The organism is Acinetobacter sp. ANC 3781 (assembly GCF_004331285.1).
Classification (GTDB): Bacteria; Pseudomonadota; Gammaproteobacteria; order Pseudomonadales; family Moraxellaceae; genus Acinetobacter.
On record NZ_SJOH01000008.1, the window covers coordinates 39,972 to 58,434 of the forward strand.

An 18,463-nucleotide genomic window follows, 5' to 3' on the forward strand; every position below is an offset into this window, starting at 1 on the left:
CACGACACTCAGAAAGGCTTGAGCGGGCGTATAATAAAGTCAGCTGGGCGCAAAAAGAATTGATGTTGTTTTACTCATGTAATAAAATCAAGTATCTTTAAAGTTTTATAGTAAAATCCGATTTTACTGTCACTTTTTACAAGTTGCGCAACACAGCTTGTTTTTCAGTTTTTTGAATTCAATTTGGCTTTCAAGATTGAGAAGTTTTGGATCGCTCCTTGTGGTCCTGTAGTCCTTGAAAGATAAGATTCACCCTTAGGTTTTACAAACCTAATCACGACAATGGATATCAGTGTGCTACCGATTATTATATTGTTACCGTTAGTACTAGGCACAACCCTTGTCTCGTGGCTGAAAAATTTTTCACGCGGGCTAACCGCTTTAGCGGCAATTGGTGTCAGTCTAAGCAGTCTCATCTTGTTATTGACTCAAGCAAAATATGTTTTTAATGGCGGAACCATCACCCAAAGCTGGTCATGGTTACCCCAGTTAGGCATCGATTTAAGCTTTCGTCTGGATGCTTTAGGCCTGTTATTTTCTCTGCTGATTAGCGGTATCGGTACCCTGATTTATATTTATGCCTATTATTATTTAAGTCCAAGAAACTCTCTCAGCAAACTTTACCTGTTACTGATGTTCTTTATGGCAGCCATGCTAGGCATCTCGCTGTCGAATAATTTAATTTTAATGCTGATTTTTTGGGAACTGACCAGTATTTCATCGTTCCTTTTGGTCGGTTACTGGAGCAATTACGAGGCTGCGCAACGTGGTTCGCGTATGGCGTTGACGATCACCGGGCTGGGTGGTCTGTCGATGCTCGGTGGCTTTATTCTACTCGGTCAAATTACTGGAACTTACCAGATAGACCAAATTTTAATGATGACAGAGAAAATTCAAAGCCATTCCTTGTTTGTTCCTACTCTATTGCTGATTTTAATCGGTGCATTTACCAAAAGTGCCCAGTTTCCCTTTCATTTTTGGCTCCCCAATGCCATGGCGGCGCCAACACCTGTATCGGCATATTTACATTCGGCTACCATGGTCAAAGCCGGAATTTTCCTGCTGGCACGTTTTACCCCCATTTTTGTCGGTGCAGCGCTTTATCATAATATTGTAACTTTCGTGGGATTATTTACCCTGTGTATGGCGGCTTTTTTTGCCATTTTTAAAGAAGATTTAAAAGGCTTACTCGCCTATTCTACCATTAGTCATTTAGGTTTGATTGTCTGCCTCTTGGGAATTGGATCGCCGCTCGCGATTGCCGCAGCCATTTTTCACATCATTAATCATGCGACTTTTAAAGCAGCCTTGTTCATGATTGCCGGGATTATTGACCATGAAACCGGAACTCGTGATTTACGCAAGTTAAATGGGATCTGGCAATTATTACCCTTTACTGCAACCCTGACCATGATTACTGCTGCCTCTATGGCTGGCGTGCCGCTGACCAACGGTTTCTTGTCAAAGGAAATGTTCTTTACTGAACTACTGAACAATCTCTCTGGGCCAGTGATGATTTTCTCGGCAATTATGGCCACACTGGCAGGGATCTTCGCGGTCGCTTATTCAGTACGTTTGGTGCATGGGGTCTTTTTTGATGGTCCGCTTGGACCACAAGTCCCCAATCAAAATGCACATGAGCCGCCTTTCGGCATGCGTGCACCAGCGCTTGTCCTGGCTGTTTTATGTATTTTAGTCGGTTTGGCCCCTGCCCTTTTGGTTGAAAAGATTGTCAATTCAACCACGCGTGCCAGCACTCAATTACCTGACTTTGCAGGCACCCATCTGGCAATTTGGCATGGCTTCAATGCCCCTTTAGTGATGAGTATTATTGCGCTATTGGGTGGGGTAATTTTCTATTTCGCTTTTGCCAAAAACGGTAAAATCCGTGAGATTGACCTTGATCCTTTACTGGGTAAATTCCAAGGCAGAATCCTGTTTGATTTATTCTTAAAGCATCTGTTAGTCAATTCACGTAAGTTTAAACGTAAAACTGAAAATGGTTCACTGCAAAGCTATTTAACGTGGATTGTATTATTTAGTGCTGCATTACTGGCCATGCCACTGCTTAATCAGGGACTCACCACAGGTACACGTGAATTAACTCATGCACCTGCAATTGCGATTGTGCTTTGGCTGATCTTGTTCTCTGCCTGCTGGATGATGTTGTGGTTCCATCATGAACGGATTAAAGCAGTCCTGATCAGCGGTGCTGTCGGTTTAGTGGTGACCATGGTTTTTGTGACCTTGTCTGCACCCGATCTGGCCTTAACCCAGATTACAGTTGATGTGGTTACCACCGTACTCTTGCTAATGAGCTTATCCTTATTGCCACAGCTTACCCCGTATGAATCCAGTGTCTCACGTCGCTGGCGTGATGCAATCATTGCCATTGGTGGCGGTCTCGGTATCGGCTGGATTGCATGGCTGATTTTGACCCGTGATCACAACTCGATTTCGTGGTTCTTCATGCAGCAATCGATTCCACTGGGCGGTGGAACCAATGTGGTGAATGTGATTTTGGTCGACTTCCGTGGTTTCGATACCTTTGGTGAGATTACCGTACTCGGTATTGCTGCCATTGGTGCCTTGTGTTTAATGGATGGCATGCGTACCCACGGCACCACTATCACCCAAGGCCTAACTTACCGTTTTAACCCCTCTCCATTAATGTTCCGTATCACTGCATCCTGGGTTTTACCATTGGCCCTAGTGGTCAGTCTTTACATCTTCCTGCGCGGTCATAACTTGCCGGGGGGTGGATTTATTGCCGGTTTAATTACCTCACTTGCCCTTTTGATTCAATATATTGCACTGGGTCAAGATCAGGCCGAACAAATGCTGAAAGCCAAGTCCGGACGCTTATATGAAATCTGGATTGGTTCCGGCTTAACTATTGCCGGACTGACCGGAATGGGTGCCTGGTTCTGGGGACGTCCCTTCCTCACCAGCGCACACATCTATATCTCACCACCAGTTTTAGGTGAAATTCATCTGGCTTCTGCTGCCTTATTTGATGTCGGGGTGTATGTCACGGTTGTTGGTGCAACTATGCTGATGATTTCAGTCTTAGGTGACTCTCGTCATTCCAGCATGGCTGGCCCAGTATTGAAGGGAGAATAAAATGATCAGTCTAGAATTTTTACTCGCCTCTGCTATTGGATTACTGACAGCAACGGGAATTTATCTTATTTTGCGTGCCCGTACCTTTCCTGTGGTTCTGGGCCTTGCCATGATTGGTTATGCGGTCAATTTATTCCTGTTTGCCATGGGGCGGATTCAGGTCAATGCTCCAGCGGTTCTGACTGAAACCACCAAGGCAACCGATCCGTTACCACAAGCTTTAGTTTTAACAGCGATTGTCATTGGCTTTGCAACTACCGCCTTTATTATACAGCTGGCTTTACGCAGTCGTTATGAAACCGGAACAGATCACGTTGACTCTAAAGAGGATATTGTGCCAATTGACCCGCGTGAGGATGAGCCTTAATGAATGCTGTCATCCAGTTTTGGACTGAACATACCCCTATTTTTAGCATTTTAATTCCAGCTTTTACCGCATTTATCTTGGTACTTTTGGGGAATCCAGGCGCAGGTGCATTATCAGAGGACTGGCGTCAACCCTGGCGTCGCGGGATTAGTTACATCTCATCCATTTTGGGCCTAACCACGGCTATTCTGTATTTAAACTTGGCCAGTAATGGGCAAATCAGTATCTATAGTTTAGGTGAATGGTCTGCCCCATTCGGGATTGTCTTGGTGCTAGATCAGCTGTCTGCCCTGATGCTGGTTCTTACCTATGCCCTAGCGGCTCCTATTTTATGGTATGCCAGTCATGAATGGGATACACGAGGACGCTATTTTCATGTCATGTTCCATTTCTTGCTCATGGGCTTATGTGGTGCATTCCTGACAGGCGACTTATTTAACCTATTTGTATTTTTTGAAATCTTGTTGATGGCATCTTATGTGCTGCTGGTACATGGACAAGGCAAGGCACGTTTTCAACTCGGAATTCATTACGTCACCATTAACTTACTGGCCTCTGCCCTGTTTTTAATTGGTTTAGGCATGATCTATGGCAGTGTGGGCAGTTTAAACATGGCAGATGTCGCGCGTCTGATTCCACTCTTAGAACCTGACCAACACAAACTCGCAGTCGCAGGCGGCTTACTGTTATTTGTCGTATTTGGGATTAAGGCCGCCATGTTGCCGGTAGGTTTCTGGTTACCGAAAACCTATGCCGTGGCAACAACGCCTGTTGCAGCAATTTTTACCATCATGACTAAAGTCGGCATTTATGCGATTCTCAGAATTAATGGTACCGTTTTTGACGATGATTTAAGCCACAGCATTTTAGCGAGCTGGTTACTGCCGATTGGTCTTATCACCTCTATTTATGGGGTAATCGGGGCGATTGGTGCAGAACGCTTACGTCGCTTCGTTGGTTTTATGATTCTGTCTTCGATCGGAACCATCTTAATCGCGATTTCATTGTTTAATACTTTGGCATGGGCTGCGGCACTTTATTATTTAGTGCATAGCACCCTGATCGGGGCTGCATTTTATTTGCTCTCGGGCTGGATTACTTCACAACGTGGCGTATTTAAAGACCATTTCAATATTGCACCGCAAATGAAACAACATAAAGTGGTGTCATTGGTGTTCTTTTTAATTGCATTGATGATGGCCGGTTTACCGCCATTCAGCGGTTTTTTAGGCAAAGTTTTTATCTTGCAAGCCACCTCACATTCACCTTATCAACTGGTGATTATTATTGTGGTGCTGATGGTGAGTTTACTCAGTATTATTGCATTTACCCGAATTGGCTTTGTGCTGTTTTGGCGTGCAACCGTGCCTGAAGACAATCCAAATAAAGAAGAGTTTAAAGCCTATCAAGCTTTGCCTGAACAATCACCTGCACGAAATGATAAAACCATCTATTTACTGCTTTCGGGTTTAGTCATCTATATGATCTGTGCCGGCCCTATTCAGCAATATATGTTTAACACGGCTGAACAAATGCAAAATAACGTCCTCTATGAAGGTATTATCCTGCATAAAGACAATCTTAATCAGGTCATTAGCATTCAACCTTATGATCCTGAAAACCTGCCTGAAACCAAATATGGCGGTGAAACGGTTGATCCTAATGCGCATTTGATTCCCTATATCATTTCTGAAAAAACGCTACAAGGTGAGCATATATCCGAGTATAAACAACGCCAAATCAATCAACAGCAAACGCAGGAACCTGTCCATCCAGATGATGCCAAGCTCAAACCGAGGGAGCCTTAACCATGCAAAAAACATCTTTCCGGGAAAATTGGTTACCGCATCCATTTGTATCGGTGATTGTGGCTTTAAGCTGGGTTATGCTGACGCATAACCTAGATGCAGCAACACTTCTTATGGCTTTGTTGCTCGGGATTCTGATTCCGCGAATGGTTAATCCATTTATTACCCGTACGCCAAATATCAACTGGCGACTGGCTGTAAAATTATTTTTTGTGGTGCTGTGGGACATTATTGTTTGTAATATTCAAGTGGCTAAATTGGTTTTGGGACCAACCCATAAACTGCATCCCAAATGGTTTCGCGTACCTTTAGAAACGCAGCATGAACAAGTCAATGTCTTACTGGCGCTGATTATTACCACTACTCCGGGTACCGTGACTGCAGGAATTGATGATGATCGCGGTGATATTTTAGTGCATGCCTTAAGTACTGATAATACCGAAATAGATATTCTAGAAATTAAAAATCGTTATGAAAAGGCACTCATGGCTATTTTTGCTGTAGAAGTAGGAGAAGATTCATGAGCATTTTGCCTTATGCACTCGGCATATGCATGGTGGCTATCACTATCTCGATGTTTCTTTGCCTGGTCCGTTTAGTTATGGGTCCATCCATTGTGGACCGCCTTCTGGCGCTAGATACCTTATTCCTCAATGCCACCTGTTTAATTGTGATTTTAGGTATTTACTGGACCAGTACTGCCTTATTTGAAGGGGCGTTATTAGTAGCCATGCTTGGATTCGTTTCTACCGCAGCCCTTGCACGCTACTTTACTACTGGCCATGTGGTCGATTAGGAGAAACAGAGATGCAACTTGCGATGGAAATTCTGGTTTCGATTTTTTTATTGATTGGCTCATTCTTCATGCTCGTTGGCGGTATTGGTATGGTTCGCCTACCCGACTTATTTATGCGTCTACATGCTCCGACAAAATCCAGCACCTTAGGTTTAGGCAGTTTTTTAATTGCAGCCATGATTTTTGCAGCATTTCAGGGTCGGTTTGGTTTTGCGGAACTGTTATTGACTCTATTGGCGTTCATTACCGCGCCCGTATCTGCAAATTTGATGGCGCAAGCCGCTTTACATTTGCGCTTACGCTCAACCGGTGGTGAAGTGCCTGAAGCGATTGAGCGCCCTTTACCTTGGCAACGCAGCCGTCGTCGTGCTCCGACTGAAGACAAAAATAGCTCACATGATGATCTGGCCTGAAATCAGGTTCATTTTGCCGAGCTTGAATGAAAAAAATTTTTACTTTAAGTTTTGACTCAGTTGAAGTTACAGTAGACTGAGTCAATTTAATTAATTTTCAGCCAAAACTTTAACCTTTTCTTTTTCAAATTCCTGTTTAGTGAGCACACCCTCATCTAATAATTTTTTAAGGCTGTAAGTTCCTCATATTTAGCTACAGCGAGATTATTATTTCCATTCTCAGCTTTCTCAATTCACTCAAATAGTCGTTCTACCCGTGGAAAATCCCCCAATATATATGGAGGCTTTACAACAGTTTCAGTAAGGCTGCATGCATTGCTTTATCTTTAGATGCGCAAAAAGTAATTGATGCGTGTTGGGCATTTTCTTGCACAGTTTGTAATGATACAAAACCTGTTGCTGCTTTCCGGAAAACACGATATGAATCTTCACTCCTCTTTGTCGACTGATCCCATATCACATTCCCGCCGCCAAAAACCGTATTTTCAAATGAAGACCTACTTTTTGAAGCCAATTGAATAGACGGTACACTTGAGCAACTTGAAATGATAAGTACAGAAAAGATAAAAAACAGCTTATTCATCATATTATAGCTTTCACAATGAAATTTCAGCCCGTCAAATCTTTTAAACAGTCTTTAAATTAATTATAAAATCAATTATTTAACTTAAAAGTAAAAGTATTCAATTATTGAAAATCATCTAAATAAAAAAAAGCCACCCGGAGGTGGCTTTTTTATGACATTAATTATTCATCATCTTGCTTTGCTTCAGCAGGCGGTAAATCCTTCACTGCTTCTGCAATCAGACCAAACATATAATTGCCGTAAGCATTGGTTTTGTCATAATGGAAACGCAAACGTGGCGTAATACGTGTCTTGATACGACGACTCAATTCGTGACGCAAGAACCCAGATGCTTTATTCAATACATCTAGAGTTTCTTTGTTGGCGGCTTCACTTTGGTCATCACCAAGTTCACGACCCATTACAGTCACATAAACTTCGGCATATCCTAAGTCTGCGCTAACTTTCACCGCAGAGATGGTCACAAGACCACCTAAGCGTGGATCTTTCAGCTCCTGACGAATCAGTTCAGACAACTCGCGCTGAACTGAATCACCCATACGCTTAAGACGCTGACTACCCGCCATTAAAGACTCCGTTTAATCAATTGAACATCGTACACTTCGATCTTATCGAGTGCTTTGATGTCTTTATAGCCTTTCACCGCAAGACCACATTCCATACCGGCACGAACTTCTTCAACCACTTCTTTATAGCGACGAAGAGATTCAAGCTCACCTTGGAATACAACCACGTCATCACGTAATACGCGAATCGGTTTATTACGATGCAACATACCTTCAAGAACCATACAGCCCGCAGCCGCACCGAATTTGCTTGAGTGGAATACTTCACGTACTTGAGCCACACCAAGAATCGTTTCACGATGCTCAGGAGCCAACTTACCGCTCATCGCTGCTTTCACGTCATCAATCAATTCATAGATGATGCTGTAGTAACGAATATCAATGCCGTCTGCATCCGCTTTTTGACGTGCTGTAGTATCTGCACGTACGTTAAAGCCAAGCAGAACTGCTTCAGAAGATTCAGCAAGAGTTACGTCTGATTCAGTGATTGCGCCAACACCAGAACCAATTACACGAACGCGTACTTCATCTGTTGCCAATGCTTGCAATGCTACGGTCAATGCTTCCAAGGTACCGCGTACGTCAGTCTTAAGCACCACGTTCACATAAGGCACATCTTTTTTGCCCATAGACGCCATGATGTTTTCAAGACGCATTGCACTTTGACGTTCAAGACGTTTTTCACGTTCACGTGCCATACGTGCATCAGCGACTTCGCGTGCTTTCTTCTCATCATTAACAACAAGAACTTCATCACCCGCCATTGGCGCTTCAGGAAGACCCAAGATTTCTACTGGAATCGAAGGTCCTGCTGATTTAATACGTTTACCGTTTTCATCCACCATCGCACGAACACGACCGTAAGATGAACCAGCAAGCACCAAATCACCCACATTCAATGTACCGTTTTGTACAAGAATAGAAGCAACCGCACCGCGGTCTTTATCTACACGTGCTTCAATGACCACACCTTGTGCAGCACCTTCTTCAGATGCTTTCAATTCAAGCATTTCTGATTGAATCGAAATAAGATCAAGTAGTTCATCAATACCTTGACCAGAATGTGCAGAAACCATGGCTACAGGTACGTCACCGCCCCATTGTTCAGGTACGATCTGTTTAGCAGTCAATTCATTCAATACGCGATCTGGATCGGCAGATTCTTTATCCATCTTGTTGATTGCAACAATAATTGGCGTACCTGCAGCACGCGCATGATCAATTGCTTCTGCAGTTTGTGGCATTACACCATCATCAGCAGCAACAACCAGAACCACGATATCAGTCGCTTTCGCACCACGTGAACGCATAGAAGTAAACGCTGCATGTCCCGGTGTGTCTAAGAAAGTGATAATGCCTTTATCCGTTTTAACGTGATATGCACCGATATGCTGTGTGATACCGCCCGCTTCGCCCGCAGCCACTTTGGTACGACGAATACGGTCAAGAAGCGATGTTTTACCATGGTCAACGTGACCCATGATGGTTACAACTGGCGCACGAGTGGTTTGAACGCCACGCGCTTCTTCAGCTGCTTCAAGTAAGTTATCTTCAGCTTGAGTATCAGAAACTAGAACAGGGTTATGCCCCATTTCTTCAACTACGAGTGCCGCAATTTCTTGCTCAATCGCTTGGTTCTGAGTCACAAGCTCACCCATTTTCATGAGCGATTTGATGACTTCACGAACTTTAATCGCCATCTTCGCAGCTAAGTCTGCAACAACAATGGTTTCACCGATTTCAACATCATAAATTTGTTTTTTAACCGGTTTTTCAAAGCCATGCTTGTTGCCTTGGCTGGTTTTCAAACCACGTTTAGGCTGTTTACTGAAGCTTTGCTCTTCTTGACCACGACGTCCACCTTTTTTCGGTGCACGTGCAGTTGGCGTATTGGTACCACGTTTGATTTCGCGGTCTTCTTTCGCAAATGAATCTTCATAAGCCTGACCAACAAGACCAGCCGCCAATGGAGAATCATCGACCACACGAATTGTTGCAGTGGTATCTTCAGAGGTGTACTTAGACGCCATCTGACGCATTTGTTCAAGCGTACGTTGTTGAGCTTCTTCAGCCGATTTACGACGTGCTGCTTCTTCAACTGCTTTTAATTGCGCTGATTGAGCTTCACGTACTTTTTTCTGTTCAGCTGTTTCAACTTGCTTAACCGTTTGTTTCACAATCGGTTTGTTATTCGACTTACGCGTTACCACAACAGCAGCCTTGGAAACTTCTTGCTTAGCTGTTTGTTGCTGAGCAGCAGCACGCATTGCTTCTAAAGCCTGTTTTGCTTTAGACACGCCAGTTTGGTTTGCAGCATCTGCAGGCGCAGCAGCTTTGGGTTCAACTGCTGCAGTAGTTGCAGTTTGTTGACCTTGCGCTTTTGCCAATGCTTCAGCTTTAATTTGTTCAGGGTCTGGCTTGGTAAATGTATGCTTCTTGCGAACTTCTACATTAATGGTTTTCGCCTTACCTGATGTACTTGCCACTTTAGCAGTACTGGTTGTTTTACGTTTCAACGTGATTTTTCCTGCATTCCCATCGTTTTGACCATGAATTTTCTTCAAATGGTTAACGAGAGTATTTTGTTGTTCAGTGGAAATAATATCGTCAGCTTTACGTTGTGGTAAGCCTGCGTCACGAACCTGCTCTAGGAGCTTCTCAACAGGACGTTCTACGCTGAGAGCTAACTCTTTAATCGACTTGTCCGGCATATATTTCCTCCTAGTTAAACCATGATTCGCGCGCTTTCATAATGAATTGGCCCGCTTTTTCAGCACCTAAACCTTCAATATCTGCAATATCGTCCGTTGCCTGGTCTGCCAAATCATCTACTGTTACCACACCGCGAGCTGCAAGTGCATACGCGATTTCCTGTGTCATCCCAGCCATTGCAATGAGTTCTGCACTTGGTTCCTGGATGTCTTCTTGTTGTCTTAAAGCATCAGCCAAGGTAATTTCTTTGGCACGGCTTTGCAATAATTCAACAGTTTCAGCATCTAATTCAATTTCATCGAATGTTTCAGCTGGAACATAAGCAATTTCTTCAAGAGAAGTAAAGCCCATTTCAACCAAAGCCATTGCCAAATCTTCTTCAATATCCAAACGTGTCACAAACATGTCGAGATACTGTTGAGCTTCATTTTGCTGACGCGCGTAGAATTCCTCTTCGAGCATCATATCCAATTTATAGCCAGTCAATTCAGAAGCTAAACGAACATTTTGACCTTGTGATCCAATGGCACGTGCCAACTGATCCGTTGCTGCAAAAATAATATCTGCGCTATGGACATCTTCATCAATCACAATACTCGATACATCAGCAGGCTCTAAAGCGCTAGCAATATACTGTGCTGGATCATCAGACCATACCACTACATCAATACGTTCACCGTTCAATTCTGATTGTACCGCTTGGATACGTGTACCACGCATACCAATACATGCACCCACAGGATCAATACGATGATCGTTGGTTTTCACAGCAATTTTAGCACGAACACCCGGTTGGCGTGCAGCTGCTTTAATTTCAATGATTTCTTCAGAAATTTCAGGAATTTCTTTCTTCATTAACGCAATCAGCATTTCTGGGCGTGCACGTGACAATAGTAATTGTGCGCCACGACCTTCACGATTCACGCTATATAAAATGGCGTTCATACGTTGCTTAGGACGAAGAATTTCTTTAGGAATCATTTCTTCACGAGCAAGATATGCTTCAGCATTGTCACCCAAGTCAATAATGAAGCCATCTTTGGTTTGTTTTTTCACTTCACCGTAGATAAGTTCACCAACTTTAGATTCATATGCATCAGCGACTAAAGCACGCTCAGCTTCACGAATTTTTTGCACAATCACTTGTTTCGCAATTTGTGCAGCAATTCGACCGAAGTCAATCGACTCAACTTCAAGCTCACGAATATCACCGATTGCCCATTGTTCCGGGTCAAGATCCGAGATTGCATCCTGACAGGCAGGCATTTCATGATCTTCGTCCGCTACCACTTCCCATTGACGGAAAGTACGGTAGTCACCCGTCTTACGATCGATTTCCACACGTAAACGTGCTTCTTCTGCATGGGTGCCTTCGTAAAATTTCTTTTTAGTCGCAGCAACTAAAGCTTGTTCAAGCGCTTCAAAAATTGCATCACGACTTACACCTTTTTCGTTACTAACCGTTTCTACTACGGTAAGAATTTCACGAGCCATAAGTCACCTATTCGTTCAGATTCTTATTGATTGAATGAATTAATCTTGAAAGATCAAATTTGATTTGTCGATATTATGACTGTCGATTTCAAGTACGTGTTGATTTTCAACTTCGACTTGAATAATTTCATTCTCAAGATCAACAGCAATCAGTTTCGCTTGGAATTTACGACGGTTCTCTACAGCACTGATCAGACGTAAAGCAATTTGCTGCCCAATATAGGCAGGCATTTGCGCAAGTTGAAAGAAAGGACGATCCCAACCTGGAGAAGACACTTCAAGTGAGTATTCGCCAGAAATTGGATCATGCACGTCAAGCATTGCGCCTACTTGCTGGGTTACGCGAACACAGTCTTGTACGCCAATACCCTGACCTTGTTCAAGCTCACCATCTTCATTCATAACAGGTTGTGTGTTATTTTCGTTGGTTTTATCAATATAGATACGCAATAAAGAACGCTTACCCTGAGGAATAAATTCAATTCCCCAAAGATCTACATTACAAGCTTGCACTGCAGGAGTTATAAGGTCTTGGAGTGCTTGAGTTTTATTTGATAGCTTCATTTACTCTCGTCATTGTTGTGCGATTCAATGGTCAATATGACCAGTTCAGACTAACTCAACTATATTAGTAGTGAAACATGACAATTTGACCAATGGATGTCGACACTACACGATAGCCAATAAAAAAGGGCGTAATCGCCCCTGTGTACACAGAAAAACCAAAGTCCACTGTGCAAAAAGGCCCACCATTTTTGTGAGCCTTTTAGAAACTTGGTAGCGGGAGCTGGATTTGAACCAACGACCTTCGGGTTATGAGCCCGACGAGCTACCAGACTGCTCCATCCCGCAACAACGTGCAAAAATTATATACAATTCATTGAGCATTTTCAATCAAAAACTGTTCAATGGTTGCTTGATTAAGTTGCACCCTAATCAAAAAGTGGTAGCGGGAGCTGGATTTGAACCAACGACCTTCGGGTTATGAGCCCGACGAGCTACCAGACTGCTCCATCCCGCAACAACATGCAAAAATCAATCACCATTTAAATATTATTTAAATCGCCTATTTAGTTTGCTTCTAAATAGTATTGGTAGCGGGAGCTGGATTTGAACCAACGACCTTCGGGTTATGAGCCCGACGAGCTACCAGACTGCTCCATCCCGCATCAACAGATTTGCTGCACAACACCAACTTATGTTCTGGATTACAAGTTGGTGCGGAAGGGGGGACTTGAACCCCCACGCCCGAAGGCACTACCACCTCAAGGTAGCGTGTCTACCAATTCCACCACCACCGCAGCTGTGTCGCATTCTAGTCGGATCAAACCCAAAAAGAAAGAACTAAATCGCGTTATTGGCCTGTTTTCGGTGCGACTGGCGAAGTTTCATTCGAATTCACCGGAGCAGTCGTGGTAGTTTGCACCGATTTCAAGCTATAAGCATCTGTGGTTTGTTTTTTGGCAAACACTGCTAAAGTTAAACTGGTGACAAAAAATAAAGCTGTCAAAATACCCGTTAAGCGAGTCATGAAATTCGCTGAACCTGAAGCACCAAATACAGTCGCAGCACCGCCGCCACCAAATGATGCGCCTGCATCTGCACCTTTACCATGTTGTACCAGAATCAATACAATCATTAAAATGGCTAAGATAATATGTACCACCAGCACAAAAGTTTGCATGCTGAACTCCTAATTATTTTGTATTTGCAAAAGCCTGAGCAATTTTATAGAAAGACTCTGCATTTAAAGATGCACCACCAACCAGCGCACCATTAATATCTGGACAGGCAGCCAACTCTACTGCATTTTCAGCTTTAACACTACCGCCATACAGAAGGGCAATGCCTGGACCGAACGATGTAATTTGAGTTAAGCCTTCACGAATTTTGGCATGCATGGCTTGTGCATCTTCCGGGGAAGCCGTTTTACCGGTACCAATTGCCCAGATTGGTTCATAGGCAATCACAATCTTTTGCCACTGTTCAGCTTGAACCACTGCGGCAATATCACAGATTTGTTGCAATACCACCTGCTCTGCTTGGCCATTTTCACGTTGCTCCAGGCTTTCACCTACGCAGTAAATAATGGTTAATCCTGCATTTAAAGCATTTTTAACTTTTTCATTCAGTATTTGCGCAGTTTCGCCAAAGATCTCGCGACGCTCCGAATGACCAATCAGTACAAACTCAATTTGATGATCTTTCAGAAGTTCGGCGCTCACTTCTCCGGTATAGGCACCTGTACCTGCCATACAAGAAATATTCTGAGCAACGGTATCAATAGGGCGTACTGAACTTGCCAATTCCGCTTGAACACTGGCCAAGGCAAGCATGTTAGGGGCAACACCGATACGACATTTTTCTTCTTTAATTTCATTGTCTTGCAATAATTTTTTAAAACTTTTGATCAGCTCTTTGGTGTCTGCCTGCATTGGGTTCATTTTCCAATTGCCAACAACCCAAGGAGTAATAGCCGAACCCGACATACAGTAACCTATTAAAAACAATTCATTTAACCGCGCGTATTCTACACGGAATTCAATATTTTTTAGAAAATTTTCACCTGGCTTTTTATGTCATTATTATTTTTTACACGTTATTCTTGAATTCTCTATAAAAACTTTCTCCATGTAATTACGACTGGTTCAAGCTTTTGTCTAATATTAACTAGATGACAACATTTTCAGATATGGTATTTTTATATAACAAAAGTATAATTTAAAAATACCAATTATAAACAAATTGATTGAGCGGGCATATTAAAGCATGACAGCATTACAAGGTTCACCAAGATTCACTGGTTTTATTCGCCGTTTGGTTGAAGATGGCTTAGTTTCTGCTGAAAACATGCAGAATGCCGTATTAAGTGCAAAAAAAGCCAATCAAGATATTGTTCCTTTTTTGATTGATCAATTAAAACTTTCTCCCTTGGATATTGCCGAGAAAATTTCTCAAGAATTTGGGGAACCACTTTTTGACCTCAGCGTATATGATTCTGCACAAATTATCCGCGAAGGAATTGATGAAAAGCTAATTACCAAACATCGGGTTTTACCTATTTTTAAACGTGGCAACTTACTTTATGTTGCCACCAGTAATCCCACCAATATGGATGCCATGGATGCCATCCGCTTCAGTAGTAAAATGAATATTGAAGCCGTGATTGTTGAACATCCAAAATTAATCAAACTGATTGAACAAAACTTTGCCGAAGCAGATAGCTTCGAATTTTCTGATGATGATATCGATCTAAATCTTGAACAAGAAGATCTTAGTCAAAAAGACGATGAAGAACATGATCAAAAAGAAGATGAAGCACCGATTGTTAAATATATTAATAAATTATTGATTGATGCGATTCGGATGGGTGCTTCAGATTTACATTTTGAACCCTATGAAAAAAGTTATCGTGTTCGCTATCGTGTCGATGGTGTTCTACGTCAAATTGCTAACCCGCCATTACAACTCGCGACACGTTTAGCCTCGCGCTTAAAAGTGATGTCTCAAATGGATATTTCTGAAAAGCGCTTACCGCAAGATGGCCGTATTAAACTTAAACTCTCAAAATCCAAAGCCATTGATTTTCGTGTTAACTCACTTCCTACCCTATTTGGAGAAAAACTGGTACTGCGTATCCTGGATCCATCCAGTGCGATGCTGGGTATTGATGCATTGGGCTATGAACCCGAGCAAAAAGAATTATTTATGCAAGCTCTGGACAAACCTCAAGGTATGCTGTTGATCACAGGCCCAACGGGTTCCGGTAAAACCGTTTCTTTATATACCGGCTTGAATATTCTCAATCGTGAAGATACCAATATTTCGACGGCCGAGGATCCTGTGGAAATTAACCTGGAAGGGATCAATCAGGTCAATGTCAATGCCAAAGTCGGCTTAACCTTCTCTGCTGCCCTCAAGTCATTCCTGCGTCAGGACCCTGATATTGTGATGGTCGGTGAGATCCGAGATTTAGAAACGGCAGAAATTGCTGTTAAAGCGGCTCAGACGGGTCATATGGTCATGTCAACGCTCCACACCAACAGTGCACCTGAAACCTTAACGCGCTTAAGGAATATGGGCGTCCCTTCCTTTAACATTGCTACCTCTGTAAACTTGGTAATTGCGCAACGTTTAGCTCGACGTCTATGTCCACAATGTAAAATTCCTGCTGATGTTCCAGAACCAAGTTTACTGGAAATGGGATTTCGAGAAGAAGATCTTAAACACCCGGATTTTCAAGTATATCAACCTGTCGGCTGTTCAGAATGTCGGGAAGGTTATAAGGGTCGTGTCGGTATTTATGAAGTCATGAAAGTGACACCTGAAATTTCGAAAATTATTATGGAAGATGGCAATGCACTTGAAATTGCAGCAGCATCTACAAGATCGGGGTTTAATAATTTACGGCGTTCAGGGTTAATAAAGGTCATGCAGGGGGTGACTTCTCTTCAAGAAGTCAATCGTGTGACCAGTGAATAGAGAAAGTATTTAAAAATAAGGATAAATTCATGGCTGTCAAAAAAGCACAGATGATGCCCACCTTCAGTTATGAAGGGGTTGATCGTAAAGGGGAAAAGCTTAAAGGAGAATTACCTGCACGTAACATGGCACTTGCAAAAGTGACTTTACGCAAACAGGGAATTACCATCAAGACGATTCGGGAAAAAAGAAAAAATATTCTCGAAGGCTTAATGAAAAAAAAGGTATCTACACTTGATATCACCATTTTTACACGCCAGCTGGCGACCATGATGAAAGCAGGTGTACCTTTGGTACAAAGCTTTGAAATTGTTGCTGAAGGTCTTGAAAATCCCTCTATGCGCGAAGTGGTGTTAGGCATTAAAGGTGAAGTCGAAGGCGGAAATACCTTTGCCGGCGCACTCAAAAAATACCCTCAATATTTTGATAACTTATTTTGCTCACTCGTTGAATCTGGTGAACAGTCCGGTGCCTTGGAAACCATGCTTGACCGGGTTGCTATTTATAAAGAAAAAAGTGAACTTTTAAAGCAAAAAATTAAAAAGGCCATGAAATATCCTATGGCTGTTATTGTCGTTGCACTTGTTGTGACCATTATTTTGATGGTGAAAGTCGTCCCTGTCTTTCAGGATTTATTTAGTTCATTTGGTGCAGATTTACCGGCATTTACTAAAATGGTTGTCGGTATGTCGGAATGGATGCAAAAATACTGGTTTGTTTTAATTATTGTCATTGGTGCCATTATAGCCGGTTTTATGGAAGCAAAAAAACGCAGCAAAAAATTTCGTGATTTCCTCGATAAAGCAGCGCTCAAAGCCCCTATTTTTGGAGACCTGGTGTATAAAGCCATTATCGCGCGTTACAGTCGTACTTTAGCAACCACATTTGCTGCCGGTGTACCTTTAATTGATGCTTTAGAGTCAACCGCTGGTGCAACAAACAATTGTGTCTATGAAGAAGCGGTGATGAAAATTCGCGATGATGTTGCCACAGGTCAACAATTGCAATTTGCCATGCGTGTCACCAACAAATTCCCCTCCATGGCCGTGCAAATGGTCGCAATCGGTGAGGAGTCAGGTGCATTGGACAGTATGCTGGACAAGGTGGCGACTCATTTTGAAAATGAAGTCGATAATGCTGTTGATGGCTTAACTTCAATGATGGAGCCATTAATTATGGCTGTACTTGGCGTCCTCGTTGGTGGTCTAGTTATTGCCATGTACCTGCCAATTTTCCAAATGGGTTCTGTGGTGTAATGCAAGAATTTATCTCTTATTTTATCAATAACCCAACTGCGCTTTATTTTGCAGTTGGGCTTTTCAGTCTCTGTATTGGTAGTTTTCTGAATGTCGTTATTTATAGAACACCCAAGATAATGGAGCAAGAATGGCGACAAGATTGTCAAATGCTACTTCATCCTGAACAACCGATTATTGATGAATCTAAACTTAGCCTGAGCAAACCTGCATCCACCTGTCCTAAGTGCCATACAGAAATTCGTTGGTATCAAAATATTCCTGTAATTAGTTGGCTAGTTTTAGGGGGCAAATGCGGTTCTTGCAAAAATCCAATCAGCATTCGTTACCCTTTAATTGAGCTACTCACTGCCCTATGTTCATTGGTGATAGTTGCGGTCTTCGGGCCAACCCTACAAATGCTCTTTGGGTTGCTTTTGACTTGGATACTCATCGCACTGACCTTTATTGATTTTGATACTCAGCTCCTACCGGATCGTTATACCTTAACTTTAGCAGCACTCGGTTTAGGCATTAATAGTTATGCTATTTATACCTCTCCTATGTCTGCAATCTGGGGCTATATTATTGGCTTCTTGTGCCTTTGGATTGTGTACTACCTGTTTAAAGTCATTACCGGTAAAGAAGGTATGGGCTATGGAGACTTTAAGTTACTGGCTGCTTTAGGTGCCTGGATGGGACCTTTAATGCTACCTTTAATTGTGCTGCTTTCATCCATGGTCGGAGCAATCATTGGCATTATTCTGCTGAAAATACGTAAAGAAAACCAGCCTTTTGCTTTCGGTCCTTATATTGCTATTGCAGGTTGGATTGCGTTTATTTGGGGTGAGCAGATTATGAAAGTTTATTTAGGACAATAA

The 18,463-nt window shown here is 42.6% G+C and carries 16 protein-coding genes and 4 tRNA genes; 9 read left to right on the top strand and 11 right to left on the bottom strand.

What is annotated here, in order from left to right:
* Positions 1-282 precede the first annotated feature (282 nt).
* The 6 genes from E0H89_RS07500 to E0H89_RS07525 are packed head-to-tail and all read left to right on the top strand — an operon-like array spanning position 283 to position 6,507.
* Entirely contained in the window at positions 283-3,123 is a 2,841-nt protein-coding gene (locus E0H89_RS07500) for a monovalent cation/H+ antiporter subunit A (protein WP_131216026.1), read from the top strand.
* 1 nt (position 3,124) lies between these two features.
* Positions 3,125-3,490: a Na+/H+ antiporter subunit C gene (locus tag E0H89_RS07505; protein ID WP_131216028.1), complete on the top strand. Its 366-nt coding sequence runs from the start codon at positions 3,125-3,127 to the stop codon at positions 3,488-3,490.
* Positions 3,490-5,298, top strand: coding sequence for a monovalent cation/H+ antiporter subunit D (locus E0H89_RS07510; RefSeq protein ID WP_131216030.1), 1,809 nt, complete (start codon positions 3,490-3,492; stop codon positions 5,296-5,298). Before E0H89_RS07505 ends, E0H89_RS07510 begins: the two co-directional genes overlap by 1 nt.
* Before the next feature lie 2 nt (positions 5,299-5,300).
* Positions 5,301-5,822, top strand: coding sequence for a Na+/H+ antiporter subunit E (locus tag E0H89_RS07515; RefSeq protein WP_131216032.1), 522 nt, complete (start codon positions 5,301-5,303; stop codon positions 5,820-5,822).
* Entirely contained in the window at positions 5,819-6,094 is a 276-nt protein-coding gene (locus tag E0H89_RS07520) for a monovalent cation/H+ antiporter subunit F (RefSeq protein ID WP_131216033.1), read from the top strand. Before E0H89_RS07515 ends, E0H89_RS07520 begins: the two co-directional genes overlap by 4 nt.
* Positions 6,095-6,105: 11 nt before the next feature.
* Positions 6,106-6,507 (top strand): Na+/H+ antiporter subunit G, encoded by a 402-nt coding sequence (locus tag E0H89_RS07525; protein ID WP_131216034.1) that lies wholly within the window; start codon positions 6,106-6,108, stop codon positions 6,505-6,507.
* 286 nt (positions 6,508-6,793) lie between these two features.
* Here E0H89_RS07525 and E0H89_RS07530 read toward each other — a convergent pair whose 3' ends face one another.
* The 11 genes from E0H89_RS07530 to tpiA all read right to left on the bottom strand — a co-directional run bounded on the left by E0H89_RS07530 (position 6,794) and on the right by tpiA (position 14,354).
* Positions 6,794-7,093 (bottom strand): hypothetical protein, encoded by a 300-nt coding sequence (locus E0H89_RS07530; RefSeq protein WP_131216035.1) that lies wholly within the window; start codon positions 7,091-7,093, stop codon positions 6,794-6,796.
* Between the two features lie 161 nt (positions 7,094-7,254).
* Positions 7,255-7,659 carry a ribosome-binding factor A gene (locus E0H89_RS07535; RefSeq protein ID WP_131216036.1) on the bottom strand — a complete coding sequence of 135 codons (405 nt, stop codon included), beginning with the start codon at positions 7,657-7,659 and terminating at the stop codon, positions 7,255-7,257.
* Positions 7,659-10,370, bottom strand: coding sequence for a translation initiation factor IF-2 (infB, locus tag E0H89_RS07540; protein ID WP_131216037.1), 2,712 nt, complete (start codon positions 10,368-10,370; stop codon positions 7,659-7,661). Before infB ends, E0H89_RS07535 begins: the two co-directional genes overlap by 1 nt.
* A 10-nt stretch (positions 10,371-10,380) precedes the next feature.
* Entirely contained in the window at positions 10,381-11,865 is a 1,485-nt protein-coding gene (gene nusA / locus E0H89_RS07545; protein WP_131216038.1) for a transcription termination factor NusA, read from the bottom strand.
* Positions 11,866-11,904: 39 nt separating this feature from the next.
* Positions 11,905-12,429, bottom strand: a complete 525-nt coding sequence (gene rimP / locus E0H89_RS07550) for a ribosome maturation factor RimP (RefSeq protein ID WP_131216039.1) — start codon at positions 12,427-12,429, stop codon at positions 11,905-11,907.
* Positions 12,430-12,640: 211 nt separating this feature from the next.
* Positions 12,641-12,717, bottom strand: a tRNA-Met gene (locus E0H89_RS07555).
* Positions 12,718-12,809: 92 nt separating this feature from the next.
* Positions 12,810-12,886 (bottom strand) — tRNA-Met (locus E0H89_RS07560).
* A gap of 71 nt (positions 12,887-12,957) precedes the next feature.
* Positions 12,958-13,034 (bottom strand) — tRNA-Met (locus E0H89_RS07565).
* A 47-nt stretch (positions 13,035-13,081) separates the two neighbouring features.
* Positions 13,082-13,166, bottom strand: a tRNA-Leu gene (locus E0H89_RS07570).
* Between the two features lie 53 nt (positions 13,167-13,219).
* Entirely contained in the window at positions 13,220-13,549 is a 330-nt protein-coding gene (gene secG, locus E0H89_RS07575) for a preprotein translocase subunit SecG (protein ID WP_131216040.1), read from the bottom strand.
* Between the two features lie 13 nt (positions 13,550-13,562).
* A complete protein-coding gene (tpiA, locus tag E0H89_RS07580) occupies positions 13,563-14,354 on the bottom strand; it encodes a triose-phosphate isomerase (protein WP_131216041.1) in 792 nt (263 codons plus the stop codon).
* A gap of 280 nt (positions 14,355-14,634) precedes the next feature.
* On the opposite strand from tpiA, the gene pilB reads away from it, so the two are divergent.
* Genes pilB through E0H89_RS16845 form a run of 3 tightly spaced genes read left to right on the top strand, consistent with a single transcriptional unit; the run spans position 14,635 to position 18,463 of the window.
* Positions 14,635-16,347, top strand: a complete 1,713-nt coding sequence (pilB, locus tag E0H89_RS07585; protein WP_131216042.1) for a type IV-A pilus assembly ATPase PilB — start codon at positions 14,635-14,637, stop codon at positions 16,345-16,347.
* Between the two features lie 29 nt (positions 16,348-16,376).
* Complete coding sequence (locus E0H89_RS07590) at positions 16,377-17,603, top strand: type II secretion system F family protein (protein ID WP_131216043.1); 1,227 nt, start codon at positions 16,377-16,379, stop codon at positions 17,601-17,603.
* Entirely contained in the window at positions 17,603-18,463 is an 861-nt protein-coding gene (locus tag E0H89_RS16845; RefSeq protein WP_131216044.1) for a prepilin peptidase, read from the top strand. The genes E0H89_RS07590 and E0H89_RS16845 overlap by 1 nt, the downstream gene beginning before the upstream one ends.

Excerpts from the sequence above, each read along its gene's own strand:
- E0H89_RS07500 (WP_131216026.1), top strand. The coding sequence starts at position 283 with ATGGATATCAGTGTGCTACCGATTATTATATTGTTACCGTTAGTACTA.
- E0H89_RS07505 (WP_131216028.1), top strand. The coding sequence starts at position 3,125 with ATGATCAGTCTAGAATTTTTACTCGCCTCTGCTATTGGATTACTGACA.
- E0H89_RS07510 (WP_131216030.1), top strand. The coding sequence starts at position 3,490 with ATGAATGCTGTCATCCAGTTTTGGACTGAACATACCCCTATTTTTAGC.
- E0H89_RS07515 (WP_131216032.1), top strand. The coding sequence starts at position 5,301 with ATGCAAAAAACATCTTTCCGGGAAAATTGGTTACCGCATCCATTTGTA.
- E0H89_RS07520 (WP_131216033.1), top strand. The coding sequence starts at position 5,819 with ATGAGCATTTTGCCTTATGCACTCGGCATATGCATGGTGGCTATCACT.
- E0H89_RS07525 (WP_131216034.1), top strand. The coding sequence starts at position 6,106 with ATGCAACTTGCGATGGAAATTCTGGTTTCGATTTTTTTATTGATTGGC.
- E0H89_RS07530 (WP_131216035.1), bottom strand. The coding sequence starts at position 7,093 with ATGATGAATAAGCTGTTTTTTATCTTTTCTGTACTTATCATTTCAAGT.
- E0H89_RS07535 (WP_131216036.1), bottom strand. The coding sequence starts at position 7,659 with ATGGCGGGTAGTCAGCGTCTTAAGCGTATGGGTGATTCAGTTCAGCGC.
- infB (WP_131216037.1), bottom strand. The coding sequence starts at position 10,370 with ATGCCGGACAAGTCGATTAAAGAGTTAGCTCTCAGCGTAGAACGTCCT.
- nusA (WP_131216038.1), bottom strand. The coding sequence starts at position 11,865 with ATGGCTCGTGAAATTCTTACCGTAGTAGAAACGGTTAGTAACGAAAAA.
- rimP (WP_131216039.1), bottom strand. The coding sequence starts at position 12,429 with ATGAAGCTATCAAATAAAACTCAAGCACTCCAAGACCTTATAACTCCT.
- secG (WP_131216040.1), bottom strand. The coding sequence starts at position 13,549 with ATGCAAACTTTTGTGCTGGTGGTACATATTATCTTAGCCATTTTAATG.
- tpiA (WP_131216041.1), bottom strand. The coding sequence starts at position 14,354 with ATGTCGGGTTCGGCTATTACTCCTTGGGTTGTTGGCAATTGGAAAATG.
- pilB (WP_131216042.1), top strand. The coding sequence starts at position 14,635 with ATGACAGCATTACAAGGTTCACCAAGATTCACTGGTTTTATTCGCCGT.
- E0H89_RS07590 (WP_131216043.1), top strand. The coding sequence starts at position 16,377 with ATGGCTGTCAAAAAAGCACAGATGATGCCCACCTTCAGTTATGAAGGG.
- E0H89_RS16845 (WP_131216044.1), top strand. The coding sequence starts at position 17,603 with ATGCAAGAATTTATCTCTTATTTTATCAATAACCCAACTGCGCTTTAT.